Source organism: Bradyrhizobium sp. USDA 3256 (genome assembly GCF_054058275.1).
In genome coordinates, this window is record NZ_JBSSAE010000001.1 from 42,348 (window position 1) to 61,061 (window position 18,714).

Below are 18,714 nucleotides of genomic sequence, written 5' to 3' on the forward strand. Positions count from 1 at the left end.
CCCTCCGACAAGCTCGCCGCATTCGGGGAAACTACCGGGGAAACTACCGCCAACGCGGAGGCCATGTGCGATGGCAACCACAGAACTCATACGCAAACATCCGCTCACGTTCTTTAGGCTGATTAAGATCATTTTCGACGCCGCGCATGAGGAGCATCGCGCATGAGCATCACTTCCGCCGTCGTTCAAAACCGCAGCGCTCGTATCGCGAGTGTGGCCATATCTGCCGTCAATGTGGCTAGTGGATGGCGGTTGTGCGTGAGGACAGACAACCCGCAAGGCCCGTCGTACGGGGCGGGATTGGGGACGAAGCGGTCAACCACGAGCGGAACGCCAGCGCAATGGCCGGTCCCGTCAATGTTCGATCGCTTGATGTGCTCGGCCGAAGTACGCCGTACAAGGTCCACCGCTTGAGGCGGCGGCCCGCTCGGTGGCGTCCACGATGTGTAGCGCGCGAACCAGACGTCGGTAGAGCAGGAGATCACTGGGTATCACAAAGCGGGCCGTGCGAAAACTGCTCATGCACTTGGCATGCCGGTTTTAGCAGCCGCCGTGGGCACCAAGGGAGGACATTCACCACTTGAAATTCCTCTCAAGTCGCATCTCGCCGGCGCTCCAATAAGAGCCTGGCGTGTTAAATAAGTCGCCGCCAAGCCATTCCAGGATTTCGCAACACGAAACCAGTTCTCCTTTCGAGCTGGCAATAGTTGTAGCTTCCTTTGCGCCTTGCGCGCAGCCGCAAACCTTCCGTCGCGTTCAGCCTGTTTCAGAGTCTTGATCAGCAGCTCCTCGGTTTGTTTCCATCCGTCGTTTGCAATTCGCCCCTCGGCAAAGTACTCGAAGACGACTCGGAAGGTCAGAGCACGACCTGCGGCGGCCCGCGAATCCAACTTTGGTTCAGTCAGCCATCGTTGAAGAGTTTCGAGCTGGTCCGGCGTACCAAGCGTGAGAACGGCACGTTCCCCGAAGAGCAGGAATGTCGCGAATGCAGCGACCTCCAGTTGCGTATCCAAGTCCTGGTCATCCAGCCAACGGGCGATTGCTTCTAATGGAGACATAGTTTGGCTCTCCTGCCTTTCAGTCCCGGTTCGAGCGTTGCGACCGGCATAAGGTGGTATGTGAGAGCGATTCGGCCCAGAGAACGCCACGCTGGTCAACTACAAGAACTTGCGGGTTCAAATCTCTATAATTGTCGGACACAATCAAACTACAAATAACCGGAAAAGACCTGATGTTGGCGCTATGACCACCTTGGTTATCGATCGCCACTGAAAACGCGGTACCGACTTGGTTACATCGCATGCGTCGGTCGGTTTTGGAACATATAGTCATCATCGGCCGATGAGCACGAAACGGACATGGCTACGACACACTTGGTATGTTTCCTTTAATCAATCGAAGGGGCCAAATCGATATCCCATTCGAGAAACCAGAACCTTTCCGAGTGAAGCTGACGCAAAGAAGTTTGCGGGCGAACTTCTGAATAGTCCTCCTGCAAGTTTGACTACGATATTAGCTGGAACGATAAACCCGTATTATCCAAGACGCGTAATTGGATCGAGCGACATAGTGCTTTGGATTCGTGGTCGCAACTGAGCCCCATATAGCTGAGCGGGACACGCCGCTGGGAACGGTCGGCGAAAGTACTCATAGAACGCGCCCATCACAATGTCGCCGTTGTCGCTTTCGGAAACAAGCGAGCCTGGATATAACCTGGGCGGTGCTGAGAAACGGAGTGCGGTTTACGGATATTAGGCCCATGGCGGCTTAGAAGGCTTGGCGGTCCAGCCAAGTGTCGAGCTGTCGCGGATATTTGCGAGAGTGAGCTGCTGCCGGTTTGATGGACACCGGGTTAAGCTAATCCCACCTTGCGCTCGAACTCAACCGGGCTGAGATAGCCGATGGTCGAGTGCCTGCGGGTCGTATTGTAGAATCTCTCGATGTAGTCGAACACATCGGCGCGTGCCTCGTCTCTGGTGCTGTAGATTTTGCTGGCGGTGCGTTCGGTCTTGAGCGAGGAGAAGAAGCTCTCCATCGCCGAATTGTCCCAGACGTTGCCGGAACGGCTCTTGCTGCAGACGATGCCATGGTCGGCCATCAGGCTCTGGAACTGCTCGCTTGTGTATTGGCTGCCCTGATCCGAGTGGTGCAACAGCGCATCCGGCTCACCCCGCCGCCAGATCGCCATCAGCAGCGCATCGGTCACCAACTGAGCCGTCATGACGGCGTTCATCGACCACCCCACCACCCGGCGTGAGAACAGGTCGATCACCGCCGCCACATAAAGCCATCCCTCGGCTGTCCAGAGATAAGTGAAGTCGGCGATCCACTTCTGGTTCGGCCGCTCGGCAGCAAACTGTCAGTCCCGCAGGTTCGCCGGCACCGTCTCGAGCTGCCGATCGCCGCTGTCCTTCGGCAAGCGCCGCCGGCGCGGCCGTGCCCGCAGGCCCTGTAGGCGCAACAGTCGTTCGATCTGGTGCAGGCCACAGTCGGCCCCGTCGGCAAGCAGATCACGCCACACTCGGCGCGCGCCATAGGTGCGGTCGCTGGCCATGAAGCTGGCCTTGACCTTGCCACCGAGCTCTTCGTCGCTGCGGGATTTGGCGCTGGGAGAGCGGTTCAGCCAGGCATGGAAGCCCGACCGCGACACCCCAAACGCATCGCATAGCCATGCCACCGGCCAGATCGCCCGGTGCTTCGCGATGAAGCCGAACTTCATGTCGCTTCCTTCGCGAAGTAGGCAGCGGCCTTTTTTAGGATGTCTCGCTCGGCTTTCAGCTTGGCGACCTCACGCCGCAGCCGTTCGATCTCCTGCTGCTCAGGCTTCATTTGCCCGTGGCCGGGAAAGGCCTGCACCGGATCGGAGCCGAACTCCTTGACCCACTTGCGCAGAACATTCTCATGAACGTGCAGGTCGCGGCCAGCTTGCGCCACCGACACCTTGCGTTCCCTGACCTAGCTTGACCGCCTCGATCTTGAACTCGCGACTGAACTTCCGTCTCTTCGTTGCCCACCTCCGGCTTCATGAAACACCTAATCTTGGTGTCCATCAAACCGGCAGCAGCTCAGAGGGTGACGACGAAATGGCCTGTCAATCGAACGTGCTTCGGAAACCTGGTCAAAAAAGATGGCGGCTCAACGCCGGACGTCACGGCGGGACCGCCTCTGCCGCGATCGGCGCCTTGCTGAGTCACGCTAGTTCAAAGAACTTGCGCCTACCGTGCGCCCACCACGCGCAGCCTCGATGATCGGTCCTGCTTTGCGGTTGGCCTCGTATAGCTTGCTGAACCCGGTATAGGCTCACCCTGCATCAGTCCGGCGTATAGCGCGACATGTATGGAACGGCCCGCGGGCGCAAGAACTTTCTCAGTCGGCTTCACACATGGGAGCGGTGCGGTCATGTATACGGCCTGTAAAGCGCGGCGCATGACCGCTGGCTTCGATGAAGTCCGCGACACAAGGGGCTAAATCAATCAGACGCGCTTGATGCGCATTGTCGCGCCAGCCTCACTCATGCCGGGATTTCGTCCCGTGGGTTCATCGCCTGTTATTGCTCCTTGCCCTCTGCCGGCCCGCGCCGGTCAGATCTCTTTGACAGCCGCTATATTCATCAAGCGGCAGCCGTAGTCGTCGCCAGCGTCTCCGGACACCGGACGGGAATTACCTTGGTACGCGACCCGCATTGGGTCGGCGGCCTGAAGATTGACGTGATGGGCTGGACGGGACGCTCGGTGATGGGTCAACGCCCTACACGGTTAAGGGCAGCTTCCCCGGCCACTACGTGCCGCAGATCGTCGTGTCCGGCAGCAATAGCACGCGACTGATTCCGGTGAAGGCGATCCCGGCGGAAGAAGCTGACGACTACGTGCGGCAGTCGGCCAAATGATCGCGGCTGATCAGCCGATCAATCCTCTAAAACGGGAAGGGATAGTTCTATGCCGGATACGACAACCAAAGACCAGGTCGGATTGTTTCATGCCAGCTATCAGATTGGCGAAAGCCGCCCCGGAGGCATAATCTTCAAGCTGGATCTGGTCGTCGACACGCCGAACAGGCGGGTCCAGGGTTTGGGCAGCATCACCCAAGCCGTTAATCCGCCGCTCGATGTCGCCACCTCCCTGCAAGGCAGTTACAGCCAGTTGCCGACGCTCCCGCCGACGCCAACGCTACTTCTAGCAGGCTGTTGAAAAAGGCGTTCGCCGTGGACCCGTGACCGTGATTCATTGGCTCCGACGGGATTCGGAGATCATGCGTGCGCGGCGGCGACAATCGAACGGGCGAGCTGTTCAGCTATGTTGATCTGGAGGCGCGGGTGCGGCGTGATCATCCGCTGCGAGCGATCCGGACGATTGTGAACGAGGGGCTGTCGGCGCTGGAGCGCGAGTTTGCCGCGCTTTATTCGCCGATCGGACGGCCGTCGATCCCGCCGGAGAAGCTGCTGCGGGCGATGCTGTTGCAGGCGTTTTATTCGATCCGCTCGGAGCGGCTTCTGATGGAGCGGCTGGAATACGATCTGCTGTTCCGGTGGTTCGTCGGAATCGGTATCGACGACGCAGTCTGGGACCATTCTGTGTTCTCGAAGAACCGCGACCGGCTGCTGGAAGGCGACATCGCGGCCAAGTTCCTGGCGGCGGTGCTGGCGCAGCCCAAGGTGACGAAGCTCCTGTCGAGCGATCACTTCTCGGTCGATGGCACGCTGATCGAGGCCTGGGCCTCGATGAAGAGCGTGAAGCCGAAGGACGGCTCTGGCGAGCCGCCGGCGCCAGGCGGCGGGCGCAATGCTGAAGCGGACTTCCACGGCCAGAAACGCTCCAACGACACCCATGCTTCGACCACCGATCCCGATGCCAGGCTGTACCGCAAGGGTAAAGGCAAGGAGACGAAGCTGTGCTTCATCGGGCATGGGCTGATGGAGAACCGCCACGGCCTGCTGGTCGACGCCTGCCTGACGCTGGCGAACGGCCATGCCGAACGGGTGGCCGCGCTGCACATGATCGAGCCGCGTGCCGACCGGCCGACAGCGATCACACTTGGCGCCGACAAAGCCTATGATGCAGAAGACTTCGTCAACGAGCTGCGCTCGATGAACGTGACGCCGCATGTTGCGCAGAACACCAGCGGCCGCAGCTCCGCGATCGACGGGCGAACGACCCGGCACAGCGGCTATGCCGTCAGCCAGCGCATCCGCAAGCGCATCGAGGAGGCATTCGGCTGGATCAAGACGGTCGCCGGGCAAGAAAAGACCTGCTTCCGGGGCCGTGATCGCGTCGCATGGGCCTTTACCTTCGCTTCTGCCGCCTACAATCTGGTGCGGCTGCCCAAGCTGATAGCGGAGGACGCCTGATGGCCAAGGTGCCTGGCTTCGCCAAGGCCTTTGCCGACCGCTGGCGCATCGCCGACATGGACAACTGGGACAGCGACTTCCTCGATCTTGTCGAAGAGGCGCATCTCACCTTCCAGGGTAAGTCCGACGGTGAAATTGCCTTCGGTGCGCTAAAGGGCTTTCTCGACGTCCGCTACGGCGCGCGAGACGGTTCGGCCTGCGCGGAGTTCTCATGGGAAGGGCACGACGAGAATGACCCCGTCTGCGGTCGCGGGTGGGTTATGATCGGCACTGCTGGCAGGCTCGTTGGCCACTTCTACATCCACAATGGCGACGATTCAGGCTTCGTTTGCGAACGCGGCTGAGTTCTTCAACAGCCTGCTAGTACTCCTTACGGGCTACCCGCCGATCCACTGGCCGCACCATGCCGGGCTGGGACCGGTGATTCTGCCCAATGTCGATCTGCGCATGAGCCTGATCCCGAGCTGGCAATCAGGGATGGCTTCCTACCGTTATCGCAGCGGCCCCGACAGTGATTGGCAGGAGGTCGAGGCTGCGCCGGTCAAGCTGGTGTCTCCGGCCGTCGCGTCATGAAACATCAAGCTAGCGGCCGGTAGCGCTCCTGCACGACAATCGACACCAGGCTGCTCGTTCAGATACAGTAATAGTCGTCTTTGTGGAGATCCAAGCTCCCTGGTTAGTTGCTGCGGTCGAAAAGACAAGGTCGATTCGATGGCGGTGCTGAGCGCGGAGCGGGCGGATGCTCTGGCGCAGTTCGTCACACTTTCCGGACTGAGATGTGCTTGAGCCTATATCGAGAAAAAGTATCGGGCAGTTGAATCAAAACGTCGAGAACGAAGCCATTGTGATCGACAGCGCGCCAGAGCCAATGTTGTCCGCCCGCGATCGAGACAACGATCTCCTCCAGATGCCATTTGTCGCTGCGAGCGGGAGCGCGCTGGCGGATGCGGTCGGAGAACACGTTGCCGAATTTCCGCCCGCCAATGGCGCATGGCTTCACATGGCTTCATAGGTCACCTCCTTACCATCTTCGATCATGGACAAAGGGAAAACGGAAACACAACCAAACTGCGCGATGAGGGGATCCCGGACGTCCTGCCTGCCGTCATCTAACCATCGACCGCTTCAATCGTCAGAACCTTTTCTAGGTCATGCGAGAGCGCTGGCTGTGTCGACGAAACGAGCGCAGCCAAGCCCGGCAGACCTCGGCGCGGAGCATGCCGCGCCGCTCCAGGTTTCCCGGGATCGCTTGGTAGTTCAGGTATAGGTATCCCTGCATGACGCGAAGGAGCCAAGCGCCGGTCTCACCCGATAGCCGCACGGCCCGCCCCGGAGCAGCAGAGGTCCTGCTTGCCAGCCTCCTCGATCATGCCACCGCAACGCGGACGTGAAGCGCGGCACTTAGTCTTGGTCGGAATGACCGACTATGACTGGACGCGTTCGATGTCCACTCCTTTCCGGACAGCCACGCAAGAGCGGACATGCCAGAGCGCTTAGTCCGGGACGCGAGCAGCGCGCAAGTGACCTTGCGGCTGGGGATTGTTGGCGGGATTAGTATCGTATTTGGATAGGCGCGTGATAAGCCCGCTCGTGGCGAGCGGTTGCAAGTCCGCCTCCAGCGCGTCAGCAATCTCCTTGGCATAGACCTCCCGGTCGTCCACGTGGAGCGTAAAGGACTTCAAATACTTTTCCTTCTTCGCCGGATTCTCGATCGCCGCCTTCGTCCAATGGTGGAGCGGATAATTCTCGACGCCATGCTCTTCTGCTGCGGCGACATACTCCGCAAAGGCGTCGAACTGGCATTTCGGCGCAGCGCCACGCTTGGCGAGGACATCGAACAGCCGCGCCAGTGTCGGACCTCGATGTTGTCGACGCAACGCTTCCGCCGCGGCAGAATCATTCACATCGAACCTAACCTGATACTGCCACTGACTAGTCATACTATTCTCGCCATCTGGTCGCACCCGATTTGTCTTTTACGACCGCAAGACGCTGCCGCTCCCTCAGAGCAGGTCCGGTACCCGTTGTGTTAACGCTGACGGCAATGTCAGGCCGATCACTGTGTTACAAGGTCCTCTTTTTCGCAAGGGGCTCGCTGAACGAACGAAGACCGATCACCATTCGCGGCCGATCTCCTCTCTGCCGTCGCCGGCCGACACCGTGAAGCCAACTCGTGTTACCTTGACATTGACTACCTTAGTCGTCGCTCACACCTCGTAGCCTGTAAGCGTAGCGGCGAAGTGGCGGCATCTATCTGCTGCAGTGCTGACCCCGCTTTCATCTGAATCCAAGAACGGGCTGATGACGTTGAGCGAGGCTGTGAGCAGAGTCGGCGCGGGCGTCGCAAGCACTTGCCGCATAAGGCGTCGTCGAATCGATCGTGAGGCTGACGTAAGCGCATCGGCAGGCCTTCCAATCTTAAGAGTGGACCTACCAAATTGAGCAGTCGTCTACTCTGGCCGAAATGCCTTACCCTTCAAAGTCGGACGATCGGCAACCTGCCAGCACGACTGTGACAAATATCCGCTAACGGATCCGTCGGAGTAGTCGCAAAATGGAGGTCACAGATGTGAGGTATAGCGATGCGATCGCCGTTCGCCGTCGCTACCGGTGCCGCGGGGCACGATCGATAACGATGCGGTGCGCGTCGACCCCCGTCCTGATCTGGATCGAGCGTTCGCTGGTCACACTTTCATCCTCGTTTAAGAGAAAACTCGCGACTTGATTGCATTTCGTCAGGAGCGCTGCGAAGGCAGGCAGTACTGGTCGACAGCGTGGCTAATCGCAATTTGGCAGCATCTCACCATTTGGACGCCAACTTAATGACCGACAACACCACCGCTGTGGACGCTGCCACCACGAACTTTGCGTCGCCTCCGACTAATCTAACGGGGGTCCAGATGACCGCGGTGCAGTTAGCCGCGCACTTCAGGAAGTCGCCAGCGACGATCGTCCGTTGGGCGCAAGAGCCGGATTTTCCGCGTGCAACGGCTCTAAATGGAGAAGTGCATTGGCCGACAAGCGCGGTGCACGATTGGCGCCGCCGACGCTACCGGACCGCGCTACGTGCCAAAGAGGCAGCTGTAGAGGCGGACGTCGAGAAGGCACGGCTCCGCCAGAATTTAATTGCCGCGTTTGCTCGCCCCTATCTGTCACAGATCCGGCGATCGACGGTTCCACCGCGTGGCGCGCCTCTCTCTCGACCCATGATCGTCCAGGCGGATGGGTCGCTTGCGCCCGCGTCGCTCGATGACAACCGGAATTGCTCTCGCGGATGAGCAGTGTCCCATGTATGCATCTGCTGCTGGTCGGCCACGGCGCTTCAGCAATGATGCACGTGATCTTGGTTGCGAGGGGCGAACGAACAGCCGATGGATCGGTTGGGCACACTTGAGGCAGATGCGAATTGCGGTATCACTGCTGGTATGGCCACTTTAGAGATGTACGTTCACGGGTAAGTGCCGGAGCACTCAATGAAGGAATTTGCGGGGTTTGTCGCCTTTTGTTTGGTGATCTTAGCTTCGGCATTTGAGGGTGCGCAAGCAGAGAATTCGTCGAGCGCGGAGGCGCGCTTGAGAGAGAAGAACATCACACTGCCGGCTGAGGCCGCGCCGGTCGGCAGCTACGTCAACGCGGTTCAAGTGGGCAATCTCCTGTTCATGGCGGGCAGTGTCGCAAGCGAGCCGAAGGGTAAGCTCGGCCGGGATCTGACCGTCGAACAAGGCTATGAGGCTGCCCGGCAAGCAGGCTTGATCACGCTGGCAAAGGTGCGGGCGGCGCTGGGTAGCCTCGATCGGGTGAAACGCGTTGTCAAAGTGGTCAGCATGGTGAACTCGGTCGATGACTTCGATGACCAAGCCAAGGTGATCAATGGATACTGCGACCTAATGATCGAGGTGTTCGGCGAATCGATTGGTAGACATGCTCGCTCCTCACTGCGCGTGGCGGCTCTTCCGCGCCATGCCGCGGTCGAAGTCGAAATGATCCTTGAGGTACAGTAGCTTTGCTGTTGATCGCAATCTTTCCGCTTGGAAAGGCTTTGACGCGAAGGTTGAAGATAGCCGACGTGCTCTGCTGGTTCTTTGGTCGGAACGAAACGTTGACGCACGCGTCACGGCACGGACGACACTGCGTTTAGCGTTGCCGCGAAATAGCGCGGCAAATCACGAGGCCGGAATGTCAAAAAGGCGTTCAGTTGCTAGTCTAGGAGGTTACCATGGAACGACGCGCGACTAATCTAAGGATATCAGCTCTGATATGTCTCACTGTTGCTGCCCCGATCAGCGATGCCTTCGCCCAACAGACACAGCGCGTATCCTACAAAGCGGGCGCGGAAAATGCCAAATACACACAACAGCAGTTTCTCGACGTCGGCGACGTTGCGGGCCATCAGGTGCGATCATATGAAATTCATCGCACCTTTCCGACAAACCCTCCTGTCGTCAATGGTTTGAAGATCAAGGAAACGTGGACGCGCGGCGTTTCCGATTACGTCGACAATAATGGTTCCGGCAGCATATACACGGTCTATGCCGTCGAGAATGGCGACAAGTTCTTCACCCGAGGAACTGTGCTCGCTCATAGCGCGGGGCCGGGAAAGCTTAGCAGCACGACTGTCTCGTATATCACGAGCGGCACGGGCGCTCTGGCTAATATTCGGGGAATGGCGCGAACCACTGGCCACGCCGATCCCAAAGCAGGGGTAAATGAGTCGCAAGTCGAAATCGAATATTCGATCGGCAAGTAGTTGCGGACACACTGAGCGGTCTCACTCCGCGCAAGTATGCATCGCGTCGATACGCGCGTTGGAGACTTTCCAATTCAGCGGATCGCGGAATGTCGGCTTAAGAGCACGAGCACCGGTCGCACCCACGGGGCGCCGTTGCGTGGCAGGCGAGAGGATGCGCATGACTGGATAGCTCGGAAACACCTTTAGCGGTGTCAGGCTTTCCGAGCGGGAGCGGATTCTGCGCTCGGGCCGCCCAACCGCCCCCGTTCACTCGCGATCCCGCCGATCTGCCACTGCGAACCCCACGTCACACGCCTGCGCGGCAGCGGTCAGGGTGAGACTGCTCTCATCCTGATCGTCGCGCTATACACGCCAAATCCGACCGCGACGAAGGCTCGAGGAACGGCTTGTCGGAGCGTGTTGAGCTGTCAACTCCATAGACCAGCGTTGTGCCGTGACGTACTCCTATGGGTGTCGCATCCGCCGTGACCTGCCACTGAACTTTCATCCAGCGGCAGTTAGAGTCTCGGTGGTTTGTACGCCAAGTGGCGCGGGTGGAGCAACGGACGATCGGCGGAGCTGGTCGGGGTTGCGCAGCCGAGCGTCCGTTGCGGAGAGAGTGGCGGCGTAGGCCGCGGGCGTGAGGTATTGCAGCGAGGAATGAGGGCGCTCGCCGTTGTAGTCGGCGACCCATGCCGCGAGTTTGGTCCTGGTGTCGTTGAGATCGAAGAACAGCGTCTCATTCAGGAGCTCGTCGCGCATCCGGCCGTTAAAGCTCTCGACGAAGCCGTTCTGCATCGGTTTGCCCGGTGCGATGAAGTGCCAGTCGATGCCGGTTTCCTTGCACCAGGCGAGCATGGCGTTGCAGGTGAGCTCGGTGCCGTTGTCGGAGACGATCAGGCCGGGTTTGCCGCGGCGGGCGACAATCGTCGTCAGTTCCCGCGCCACACGCCGGCCCGAGATCGATGTGTCAGGAATGGCGCCCAGACATTCCTTGGTGACATCGTCGACGATGTTGAGGATGCGGAAGCGCCGTCCATTGGCGAACTGGTCGTGGACGAAGTCCAGCGACCAGCGCGCATTCGGCTTTGCTTCCACCAGAATCGGTGCCCGGCACCCCATGGCCTTGCGGCGAGCCCGCCGCTTGCGGACCGTCAGCCCTTCCTCCCGATAGATCCGGTGAATGCGGTTGATCCCTGATGGCTCGCCCTCCCGCCGCAGCAGGACGAACAGTCGACGGTAGCCGAACCGTCGGCGCTCGTAAGCAAGGTCGCGCAGCCGGGCACGAAGATCCGTATCCGAAGGGCGGCAAGATCGGTAACGGACCATCCTCCGATCCGCGTCGACGATCGTGCAGGCCCGTCGCTCCGACAGGCCCATAGAACAGGCTCCGCAAATTCGGACAGTAGCTTGAGTGGATTTTCTGCCTGACAGCGGCGAGGATTCTCGCCGCGAATCAGGAGCGAAGATGACGAAGAGGAGCCGCCGGACGCATTCTCCGGCATTCAAGGCGAAGGTGGCTTTGGCGGCCGTGAAGGGGGAGAAGACGCTGGCCGAGTTGGCGCAACTGTTTGATGTCCATCCGAACCAGATCACGACCTGGAAGAACCAGCTCCTGGAAGGCGCCGCCGGCGTGTTTGGGCAGGACAAGGGACCGGCCGAGGCGCCGGTTGATTTGAAGGCTTTACATGCCAAGATCGGCGAGTTGGCGTTGGAGAACGATTTTTTAGAGAACGCGCTCACCAAGGCGGGCCTGCTGAGCGCAAAGCGATGATCGACCGCGACCATGATCTGCCTATCGTGCGCCAGGCGAAAGTCCTGAGCCTCGCTCGCAGCACGGTCTACTATGAACCTCGGCCGGTTTCGGCCGAGGACCTCGCCTTGATGCGCCGGCTCGATGAGCTGCACCTCGATTATCCCTTCGCAGGGGCGCGCATGCTGCGATCGCTGTTGCGGCGCGAGGGCGTGCAGGTTGGACGCCGCCACGTCGCGACGCTGATGAAGCGCATGGGGATCGAGGCGATCTATCGCCGCCCGAACACGAGCAAGCCCGCACCGGGCCACAAGATCTACCCGTACCTTGCGCGGATTGAAGATCGAGCGGCCGAACCAGGTCTGGGCAATGGACATCAGCTACATTCCGATGCGACGTGGCTTCGTCTACCTCGCGGCGGTCGTCGATGTGTTCAGCCGACGGGTCCTGGCCCATCGCGTATCGATCACGATGGAGACGATGTTCTGCGTCGAAGCGCTCCAGGAGGCGTTGGCGAAGCACGGCAGGCCCGAGATCTTCAACACAGATCAGGGCAGCCAGTTCACGAGCGCCGACTTCACCAGCGTGCTGCTGGACGTCAAGATCGCTATCAGCATGGATGGCAAGGGCGCCTGGCGTGACAACGTGTTCGTCGAGCGGCTCTGGCGCACGATCAAATACGAGGAAGTCTATCTGCGCGCCTACGACAGCGTGTCCGAGGCGCGAGCGTCGATTTCCAAATATCTGGCGTTCTACAATCGGGGACGCCCGCACTCGAGCCTTGACGAACGCACGCCCGACGAGGCTTACTTCGGCGTGCAAGCGATGGTGATGGCCGCATGATCGTCGCCCGCGATTTTGTCGTCGCTCTGGTCGGGCTACGCCCTCCCGACGCAACGACAAAATCGCAAAGCCCCGCAGTCAGTGTAACCCGGCAGGAATCCACTTAAATTCCGCGGGGCGCTGTCCAAACAACCGGAGCCAGCTCTGTTCAGTGGCAGGTCAGCCACGGCAACCCGCCGCGCAGCAGATAGAGCACGGCCTCGACGATGTCGCGATAGCTCCATTTCGGGCGCCGCCCGCGCTTGGCCCGCGCAGGAAGCAACCTCTCCAGCACGACCCATTCCGCATCCGTCAAGTTGCTTGGCAAACGCAGCTCCTCTCGGGCAAACTGTGCCCGGGTGATATCAGTCCACATTCTCGATCCCTTTGATGCTTCGCAACACCAATGGAATCAGAACTCGCTGATGTCACTCAACTTATTTTTCGGTCGGACACTTAGCTGGGATAACTCTTCCGCAGCAGAGACCAACAGCGAGACGGAAGCCATTGATCTCATCACATGCAACGGCCTCCGACTCGGACTCAGCCAGAGATTAAGTGTAATGCTGGGACGGGCCAGGTAAAATTATGAGAGCCGTGTCTAAACGGCCCGTCCCTGGGCTCTAAGTAGGCCCCGGGGGGCAGGGAATTTGCTATCAACCACTCAGACCTCGAGCGCGGCGGCGCTCCAATTTTAGCGGCCGCTCTTCCGAGATTTCGGAAAGAAAAGATGTTCTTCAGACCGAACTTTGGATCACGCAGAACTAGAGTTTTGCGCTCTGATCACGCTGGCGGACTGGACGCGCCGACGTGGTTCTGCAGCAAAATCGGCGGTCTGTTGAGGAGGTGCAGGCAATCGGGACGCGGCGCCAGGAGGCTTAAAGCGGAGATCGGAAATACCGTGCCGCGCAGTCGAAACGGCAATTCCCAAAGCGAACGCTCGCGTGGTCGTCAGCCTGTCGTCAGGTTTCGACGATAGCCTGCGATCTCTTTTTATCGTGCTTACTGGGTGTTCGCGCTTCTCGGAAGCATCTGCTCAGCCACTTTTGGTCTCGCAATCCTCTGATAAGGCCTGTCACTCTCTGCAGATCCGCAACGAAATCCAGGACCCCGTCAATGTGCATGGCGCCGCAGCTTCGCTTTGGTGGTGCCGGGTCAACATTCGCGCGTATGCCTCTGAGAATTGCGATTCGTGGTGACGTTCGGCGTCACCCGTTCTGGACATTGAGTATGGGCATTAGTGTAGGCATCCAGACGGCGGAAGAGGACCGGAACAAGAAGCATCGGAATACCCCATTCTCGGCCGCTTGGTGCGGCAGGTTGGACCATAACCATGGTTTATTCCTGGGTCAGACGTCAGGAATGCACTTTCAGCTAAACCTTTTAAATGCTGGCGATCTGTCGGCTCAAGTCCAGGCGTATACGACTAGCGCTGGTGGCCTTTCATCAAAGGGTGAGTACAGATGAACTTCGTCTCCATCAATCGGGTGCGTCAAGAAACGGATAGCGTGGACTCGCAAGATGCCTCTCCGACCGGCTCGTCGGCAGAGGCGCCGGCTTTTCAGAGGCATCTGAGCGAGGTCGCTCGCCCATCCGCTCCCGTGCTCATGCAGGTCCGTGCCCAAGCGGATGCAAGACAATCTGAGGCGTGGCCCGCCATCCGCGCGAGCGCGCACTCATATCCGCCGGCTCCAGACGGTGAAGGAACAATGCTGAACTCTGGGGCATTCATGGAGCCGAGCCGTGTCTCGGATCGCGCCGTACGGCATAGCGCTTCGCATGACTGGCCAGAGGTTCTGCTTGCGGAAGACCAGGATCAGTTTCAGGGGATCATGAACGAACCCCTCCCGGCATCATCTCTGGAATCAACCGGAGAGGATGAGGCGATGCCGGGCAACTCAGCACAGCAGAAGAGCCAGCCAATTGGGGTGTTGGTAGGTCGCAGCAAGAAGCCGCTTTATGCCGAAGATGCACTCCTTATTCCCGGGCTTAAGCAGGCGCTCCTCAAAGGGGGAGCCGATGAGAGCACCGCCACGAGCAACGTCGGTCATCTGCGCAGCTTCGCTCGCTGGCTCTTTGCAAACAGAAAGCCCAGCATAGCTGCTCGGCTTCATAACAATTCAATGGACGAAGATGTCGATGAGTTCGTAGCAAAAGGTGGAACGACGAACGTCCGCTGGGCATTAGCTCATCTGCTGACTTCCCAGTCGACGGGAGGAATCGCGCCGATCGCTGGCCGCCCTGACCTGACTCCCTATCCCGAGGACGTGGCTCTCATCAAACAGTACAAACAACAGGCAGTGACGGCCGGAACTGCAAATACCGCCAGAACCTATGCAGCTCTTCTCACGGATTTCAGCCACTACCTTCGTGCAAACAACCAGCCGGGCATTGCGGCGCGGCTTCAAGACGAGACATGGAATGAGGAAGAAGCGCTGAATGAAGAGATCAAGCGCTTCAAGGACGCCGGTGGTCATAGAAGTATCGGCGCGGCACTTGAACATCTGCGTGAGGGAGCGAGAAAACTCAACGCTCCCCCTCTTCATTCCGAAGACGCGCTGTTGATTTCTAGACTTCAAGACGCGCTTGTTGAGGCGGAGTACAAGGAGATCACCGCAAAGGCGAATTATGTTCGTCCTCTTCGCAGATTCAGCCGGTGGCTCTTTGCAAACAACAAACTGGGCATCGCCGCTCGGCTTAACGACGATTCGCTCGCCAGCGATGCTGCGATGTTCGATAAGAGTAAGAATCGGGTCGTTCTTTGCGCATTAGATCGTCTCCGCGCCTCTCAGTCGGCGTCTGGAGTCGCGTCAATCACGCGCCGGACAGGGGACATTGCAGCCACGGTTGAGCAGGGCGGGGCGCAGCCAGCTTTCAGTTGGCCAGCGCAACTCTCTGAGGGGGACGATCAGAGTTTATTTCTTGGGAGGATTGACGAAGCCGGTGCATCGTCCCGTCTTCAGCCACCGCGGCATGGCCTGGCATTGGATCCTGCACAGTCCCTTTCTCCCTTGAACTGGCGCCATCATGCCCACGAATTGGCGCACAGGCCCCTCGTGACGGGCGAGGAGATTCTCGCCAGCGATGAGCATGACACAGGGAAGTTGAGATCAGCGAAGAGACAGAAGACGCTAAGCAACCCCGAGGGCGTCGCCCTTGAGCGGCAGATCCCAGCGCATCAACTGGGGACGCCACCATCGCTGGGGCAAGCTTCGATGCCCTCGCGTGCGCACGAATACGCCCCAGCGGCATATCCCGCAGCGAGACATGACCGAGACACTGCTAGGCAGCACAATGCATTGCACGACGCCGTCAGTTCGCCAGTAGTCCTCTCGAAGGGACACGCTCACAATCAGCTTTCGGCGATAGTGGACGGCGGCCCATCACCGTCCGCCTTGGTCGAGCCTGAGCTGCTACAGTGGGCAGAACAAGCCGGACCGCAGGAACCCACCGGGTCCACCTCAACCTGGTCACCGCAGATGCCGCTCGACTTTGATTGGAGCATGTGGCCGAGCTCGGAGGCTGCGCCAGCCTTGGCTGCCCCAGCCCAGATTTCGTCGAGATCGCACCAGTTGCGTGAAGGTGCTACCTTTCCGAGCACACTGAACCTGTCTGCGGCCGGACGCGTGCAGCCGCCGGAGCAGCTGACTGGCGAGCAGCTCCCGGCCGAAGACGCCGAGCTCCTGGCGAGGTTTCGTGTAGACGCCGAGCGGCGCCAGCTCACCCCTGGGGCTATCAAGAACAGTGTTTCCGGGCTTAGTACCTTTGTTCGTTGGATTAACGCAAGTTATAGGGGACCTTTAGCTTCTCGGCTGCGAGACGGTTCATCGCTGGACGAGGAAATTGCGGCATACAAAAGCTTGGGCCGTGATCCCCAGAACCGCGTTAAATCGGCTCTCGACGTTCTCCGGAGGCTCTTGCGTGGAGGCGAAGAAGCCGAAGCACCCCAATCCCGAGTTCTTGGTGCCCCCCGTCGCCTGGCTCCTCATCCCGAAGACGCCCCCCTCATCGAGGGCGCACTCCGCCAAGCCTTGAACGAACTTCGAAATCCGACTGCGAAGCTAAGGGAGGCCGCACAAAAGCGCGCGACACGTCTTCGTGCGCTGAGTGCGTGGCTTGAAATAAATGGCAGGGGGACCATTACTGGGCGGCTTAACGGCTCTAGCAAGGAGCAGTTATCACTCGACAATGATGTGCTAGCGTTCCAACGGACTGGAGGCAGAGTGCACGGTCCCGATTTGTCGCATCTTCGGAGCTACTTACAACTTGTCGAGGCGAACCAAGCCCTAAGGCTACAAGGGCCGAGCGCTGGGTGGCCCAGGCCGCCGCAGGCGCTTCCCGCAACCCCGGCTACCCCCAGCGAGGGAGCTTGGGCTTTGTTGAGGAAGCAGATGCAAGAACTCGCTTCGCCACCAATTGCCAGGACTCCCTCAGACACTTTCGGGGGGCTTGCGTCATTTGTTGATCTGAATGCGCCGACGCCGTCCGAGTTGCACGATGATGCTGACTTCGCGCCGGCGCATCCTGCCAGGGCTCGTTCAGACACCTACAGCGGCCTAGAGTCTTTTGTTGACCTGAATGCGCCAACGCCGTCCGAGTTGCACGATGATGCTGACTTCGCGCCGGCGCATCCTGCCAGGGCTCGTTCAGACACCTACAGCGGCCTAGAGTCTTTTGTTGACCTGAATGCGCCAACGCCGTCCGAGTTGCACGATGATGCTCACTTTGCGCCTGCACCCCCTGCTAGGGCTCCAAGCGGCAACTACCGCGATGTCTCTTTGGTTGATCTGACCACGCCTACGCCGTCCGGGTTAAGCGATGAGGTTCATTCTGTGCGGGCGTCTCCGACCACCTCCTCGGATGCTCAGATTGGCACGTCAGGTCCGGCAGCGTCGCTGCGCGGCCGCAGCGGTCTAGCGCTCGGCGACGAGGACTGGCTAGGCGATGAGCATATTTCGGGGGATTATGCGCTCCTGGAGCAGGAGTTGCAGAGGGACAATCCGGATCTGGCCGCGCGGACGCGGTTCGCGGATCCCCTCATAGCCAACTATCATCTGCGCTTGGGCGCCCCCGATGTCGCGCTACGCGCCTTCCAGCGCATGGTCTTTGATCGGAATGGAACAGATGCCGCCGACTTCCTGTTCCTGCCCGTGAATGATGCCAGTGCGACCGACCCTGATCACCGCGGCACCCATTGGTCGCTGCTGCTCGTTGATCGTCGCGATCGGGAAAGCCCGGTCGCCTATCATTACGACTCACTCCGGAGACAAAACGGGGAGCGTGCAGCAATGCTCGCACAACGGCTGGGTGCCCGCCTGGAGCCAGTCCGCATGGCCCAGCAGCAGAACGGCTTTGATTGCGGCGTCTTCGTGGTGGACGGCACGAGGACGCTGGTTAGACGATTGGCGCAAAGATTGCCGCCAGCCGGGCTGCATCTCGATAATCTCGTCGCCGATCGGCAGGCACTGCGAAATCGACTCAAGGGCTGATTTCTGACTTGGGCCAATCCACTGATCTAAAGCGGACCCTGCGCGTGTCTGCGGTGGCTCACATCGCGTAAGTGGGTACCATAAATAAAATAGGAATTTGCAGCAATATTTTGCTGCACGGCACTGCCCCCGGCAGGCCTTACCGGCGCTCGGGAATCTTCGTGTAGGAGCAAACGGGCGAAATGAACGGTTTGCCGGGGCCGCGCCCTGGCGCTTCCCAGGGGTTCCGAGGGATCGAAACAACGCCGCTGCGCCAGGCGCGGATTGGGCTGCCTGGGCCACGGAAAGGCATCCGCTGGCTGCCTTGATCCCCTATGCCCGCAACGCTAGACTAGGACGCATTCCGAGGCGCAGGTGCAGCGAGGCCGAAGCAAGGTGGTGTAGCAGGACGCGCGCGCCCCACCACCGGCACTGTAACCTCTGTAGAGTCACCGATGACCCGCGCGGAAGCCTCTCAGAGACATCGCCAGTGAGCTTGGGTGGTCGAACGCCACCGTCGCTCGTCTTCGGAGGATCACTGGATTTGTAGTCTGCCAGTCAGTAAGCGCGATTTTCCGCGCACGTTGTCGGCCGCGAT

At 59.7% G+C, this 18,714-nt stretch carries 9 protein-coding genes and 5 pseudogenes; 8 read left to right on the forward strand and 6 right to left on the reverse strand.

Annotation, left to right across the window (positions count from 1 at the left end; translation table 11 throughout):
* Positions 1–518 precede the first annotated feature (518 nt).
* Both ACVWY5_RS00240 and ACVWY5_RS00245 read right to left on the reverse strand, forming a co-directional pair.
* Positions 519–1,058, reverse strand: coding sequence for a hypothetical protein (locus ACVWY5_RS00240; RefSeq protein WP_157348918.1), 540 nt, complete (start codon positions 1,056–1,058; stop codon positions 519–521).
* Between the two features lie 794 nt (positions 1,059–1,852).
* Positions 1,853–2,974 (reverse strand): annotated as a pseudogene (locus ACVWY5_RS00245) (IS3 family transposase).
* 961 nt (positions 2,975–3,935) lie between these two features.
* Between ACVWY5_RS00245 and ACVWY5_RS00250 the strand changes: the two are divergent.
* From ACVWY5_RS00250 to ACVWY5_RS00265, 4 genes are all read left to right on the forward strand, one after another.
* Positions 3,936–4,187, forward strand: coding sequence for a DUF1842 domain-containing protein (locus tag ACVWY5_RS00250; protein ID WP_051376446.1), 252 nt, complete (start codon positions 3,936–3,938; stop codon positions 4,185–4,187).
* 65 nt (positions 4,188–4,252) lie between these two features.
* A complete protein-coding gene (locus tag ACVWY5_RS00255) occupies positions 4,253–5,344 on the forward strand; it encodes an IS5 family transposase (RefSeq protein WP_431016701.1) in 1,092 nt (363 codons plus the stop codon).
* On the forward strand, positions 5,344–5,688 hold the full coding sequence (locus ACVWY5_RS00260) for a hypothetical protein (protein WP_456671616.1): 345 nt from the start codon (positions 5,344–5,346) through the stop codon (positions 5,686–5,688). Before ACVWY5_RS00255 ends, ACVWY5_RS00260 begins: the two co-directional genes overlap by 1 nt.
* Positions 5,651–5,917, forward strand: a complete 267-nt coding sequence (locus ACVWY5_RS00265; protein ID WP_051376444.1) for a hypothetical protein — start codon at positions 5,651–5,653, stop codon at positions 5,915–5,917. The genes ACVWY5_RS00260 and ACVWY5_RS00265 overlap by 38 nt, the downstream gene beginning before the upstream one ends.
* A gap of 241 nt (positions 5,918–6,158) precedes the next feature.
* Here ACVWY5_RS00265 and ACVWY5_RS00270 read toward each other — a convergent pair.
* Positions 6,159–6,416, reverse strand: a pseudogene (locus tag ACVWY5_RS00270) (DDE-type integrase/transposase/recombinase); the annotation flags it as partial.
* A gap of 421 nt (positions 6,417–6,837) precedes the next feature.
* The gene (locus tag ACVWY5_RS00275) at positions 6,838–7,284 is read right to left on the reverse strand and encodes a hypothetical protein (protein ID WP_028338239.1); all 447 of its coding nucleotides are present in this window, start codon (positions 7,282–7,284) and stop codon (positions 6,838–6,840) included.
* 1,533 nt (positions 7,285–8,817) lie between these two features.
* Here ACVWY5_RS00275 and ACVWY5_RS00280 point away from each other — a divergent pair.
* Positions 8,818–9,345 (forward strand): RidA family protein, encoded by a 528-nt coding sequence (locus ACVWY5_RS00280; protein WP_080667389.1) that lies wholly within the window; start codon positions 8,818–8,820, stop codon positions 9,343–9,345.
* 215 nt (positions 9,346–9,560) lie between these two features.
* Positions 9,561–10,091 (forward strand): hypothetical protein, encoded by a 531-nt coding sequence (locus ACVWY5_RS00285; protein WP_321177250.1) that lies wholly within the window; start codon positions 9,561–9,563, stop codon positions 10,089–10,091.
* Between the two features lie 486 nt (positions 10,092–10,577).
* Here the strand turns inward: ACVWY5_RS00285 and ACVWY5_RS00290 are convergent.
* Positions 10,578–11,450 (reverse strand): annotated as a pseudogene (locus tag ACVWY5_RS00290) (IS3 family transposase); the annotation flags it as partial.
* Positions 11,451–11,541: 91 nt separating this feature from the next.
* On the opposite strand from ACVWY5_RS00290, the pseudogene ACVWY5_RS00295 reads away from it, so the two are divergent.
* Positions 11,542–12,669: pseudogene (locus ACVWY5_RS00295) on the forward strand (IS3 family transposase).
* A gap of 163 nt (positions 12,670–12,832) precedes the next feature.
* Here the strand turns inward: ACVWY5_RS00295 and ACVWY5_RS00300 are convergent.
* A pseudogene (locus ACVWY5_RS00300) lies at positions 12,833–13,024 on the reverse strand (transposase); the annotation flags it as partial.
* Between the two features lie 1,087 nt (positions 13,025–14,111).
* On the opposite strand from ACVWY5_RS00300, the gene ACVWY5_RS00305 reads away from it, so the two are divergent.
* The gene (locus ACVWY5_RS00305) at positions 14,112–18,137 is read left to right on the forward strand and encodes a Ulp1 family isopeptidase (protein WP_456671618.1); all 4,026 of its coding nucleotides are present in this window, start codon (positions 14,112–14,114) and stop codon (positions 18,135–18,137) included.
* Positions 18,138–18,714: the final 577 nt, after the last annotated feature.

Coding starts and splice junctions, on each gene's coding strand:
- ACVWY5_RS00250 (WP_051376446.1), top strand. CDS start 3,936: ATGCCGGATACGACAACCAAAGACCAGGTCGGATTGTTTCATGCCAGC.
- ACVWY5_RS00285 (WP_321177250.1), top strand. CDS start 9,561: ATGGAACGACGCGCGACTAATCTAAGGATATCAGCTCTGATATGTCTC.
- ACVWY5_RS00275 (WP_028338239.1), bottom strand. CDS start 7,284: ATGACTAGTCAGTGGCAGTATCAGGTTAGGTTCGATGTGAATGATTCT.
- ACVWY5_RS00280 (WP_080667389.1), top strand. CDS start 8,818: ATGAAGGAATTTGCGGGGTTTGTCGCCTTTTGTTTGGTGATCTTAGCT.
- ACVWY5_RS00265 (WP_051376444.1), top strand. CDS start 5,651: ATGGCGACGATTCAGGCTTCGTTTGCGAACGCGGCTGAGTTCTTCAAC.
- ACVWY5_RS00305 (WP_456671618.1), top strand. CDS start 14,112: ATGAACTTCGTCTCCATCAATCGGGTGCGTCAAGAAACGGATAGCGTG.
- ACVWY5_RS00240 (WP_157348918.1), bottom strand. CDS start 1,058: ATGTCTCCATTAGAAGCAATCGCCCGTTGGCTGGATGACCAGGACTTG.
- ACVWY5_RS00260 (WP_456671616.1), top strand. CDS start 5,344: ATGGCCAAGGTGCCTGGCTTCGCCAAGGCCTTTGCCGACCGCTGGCGC.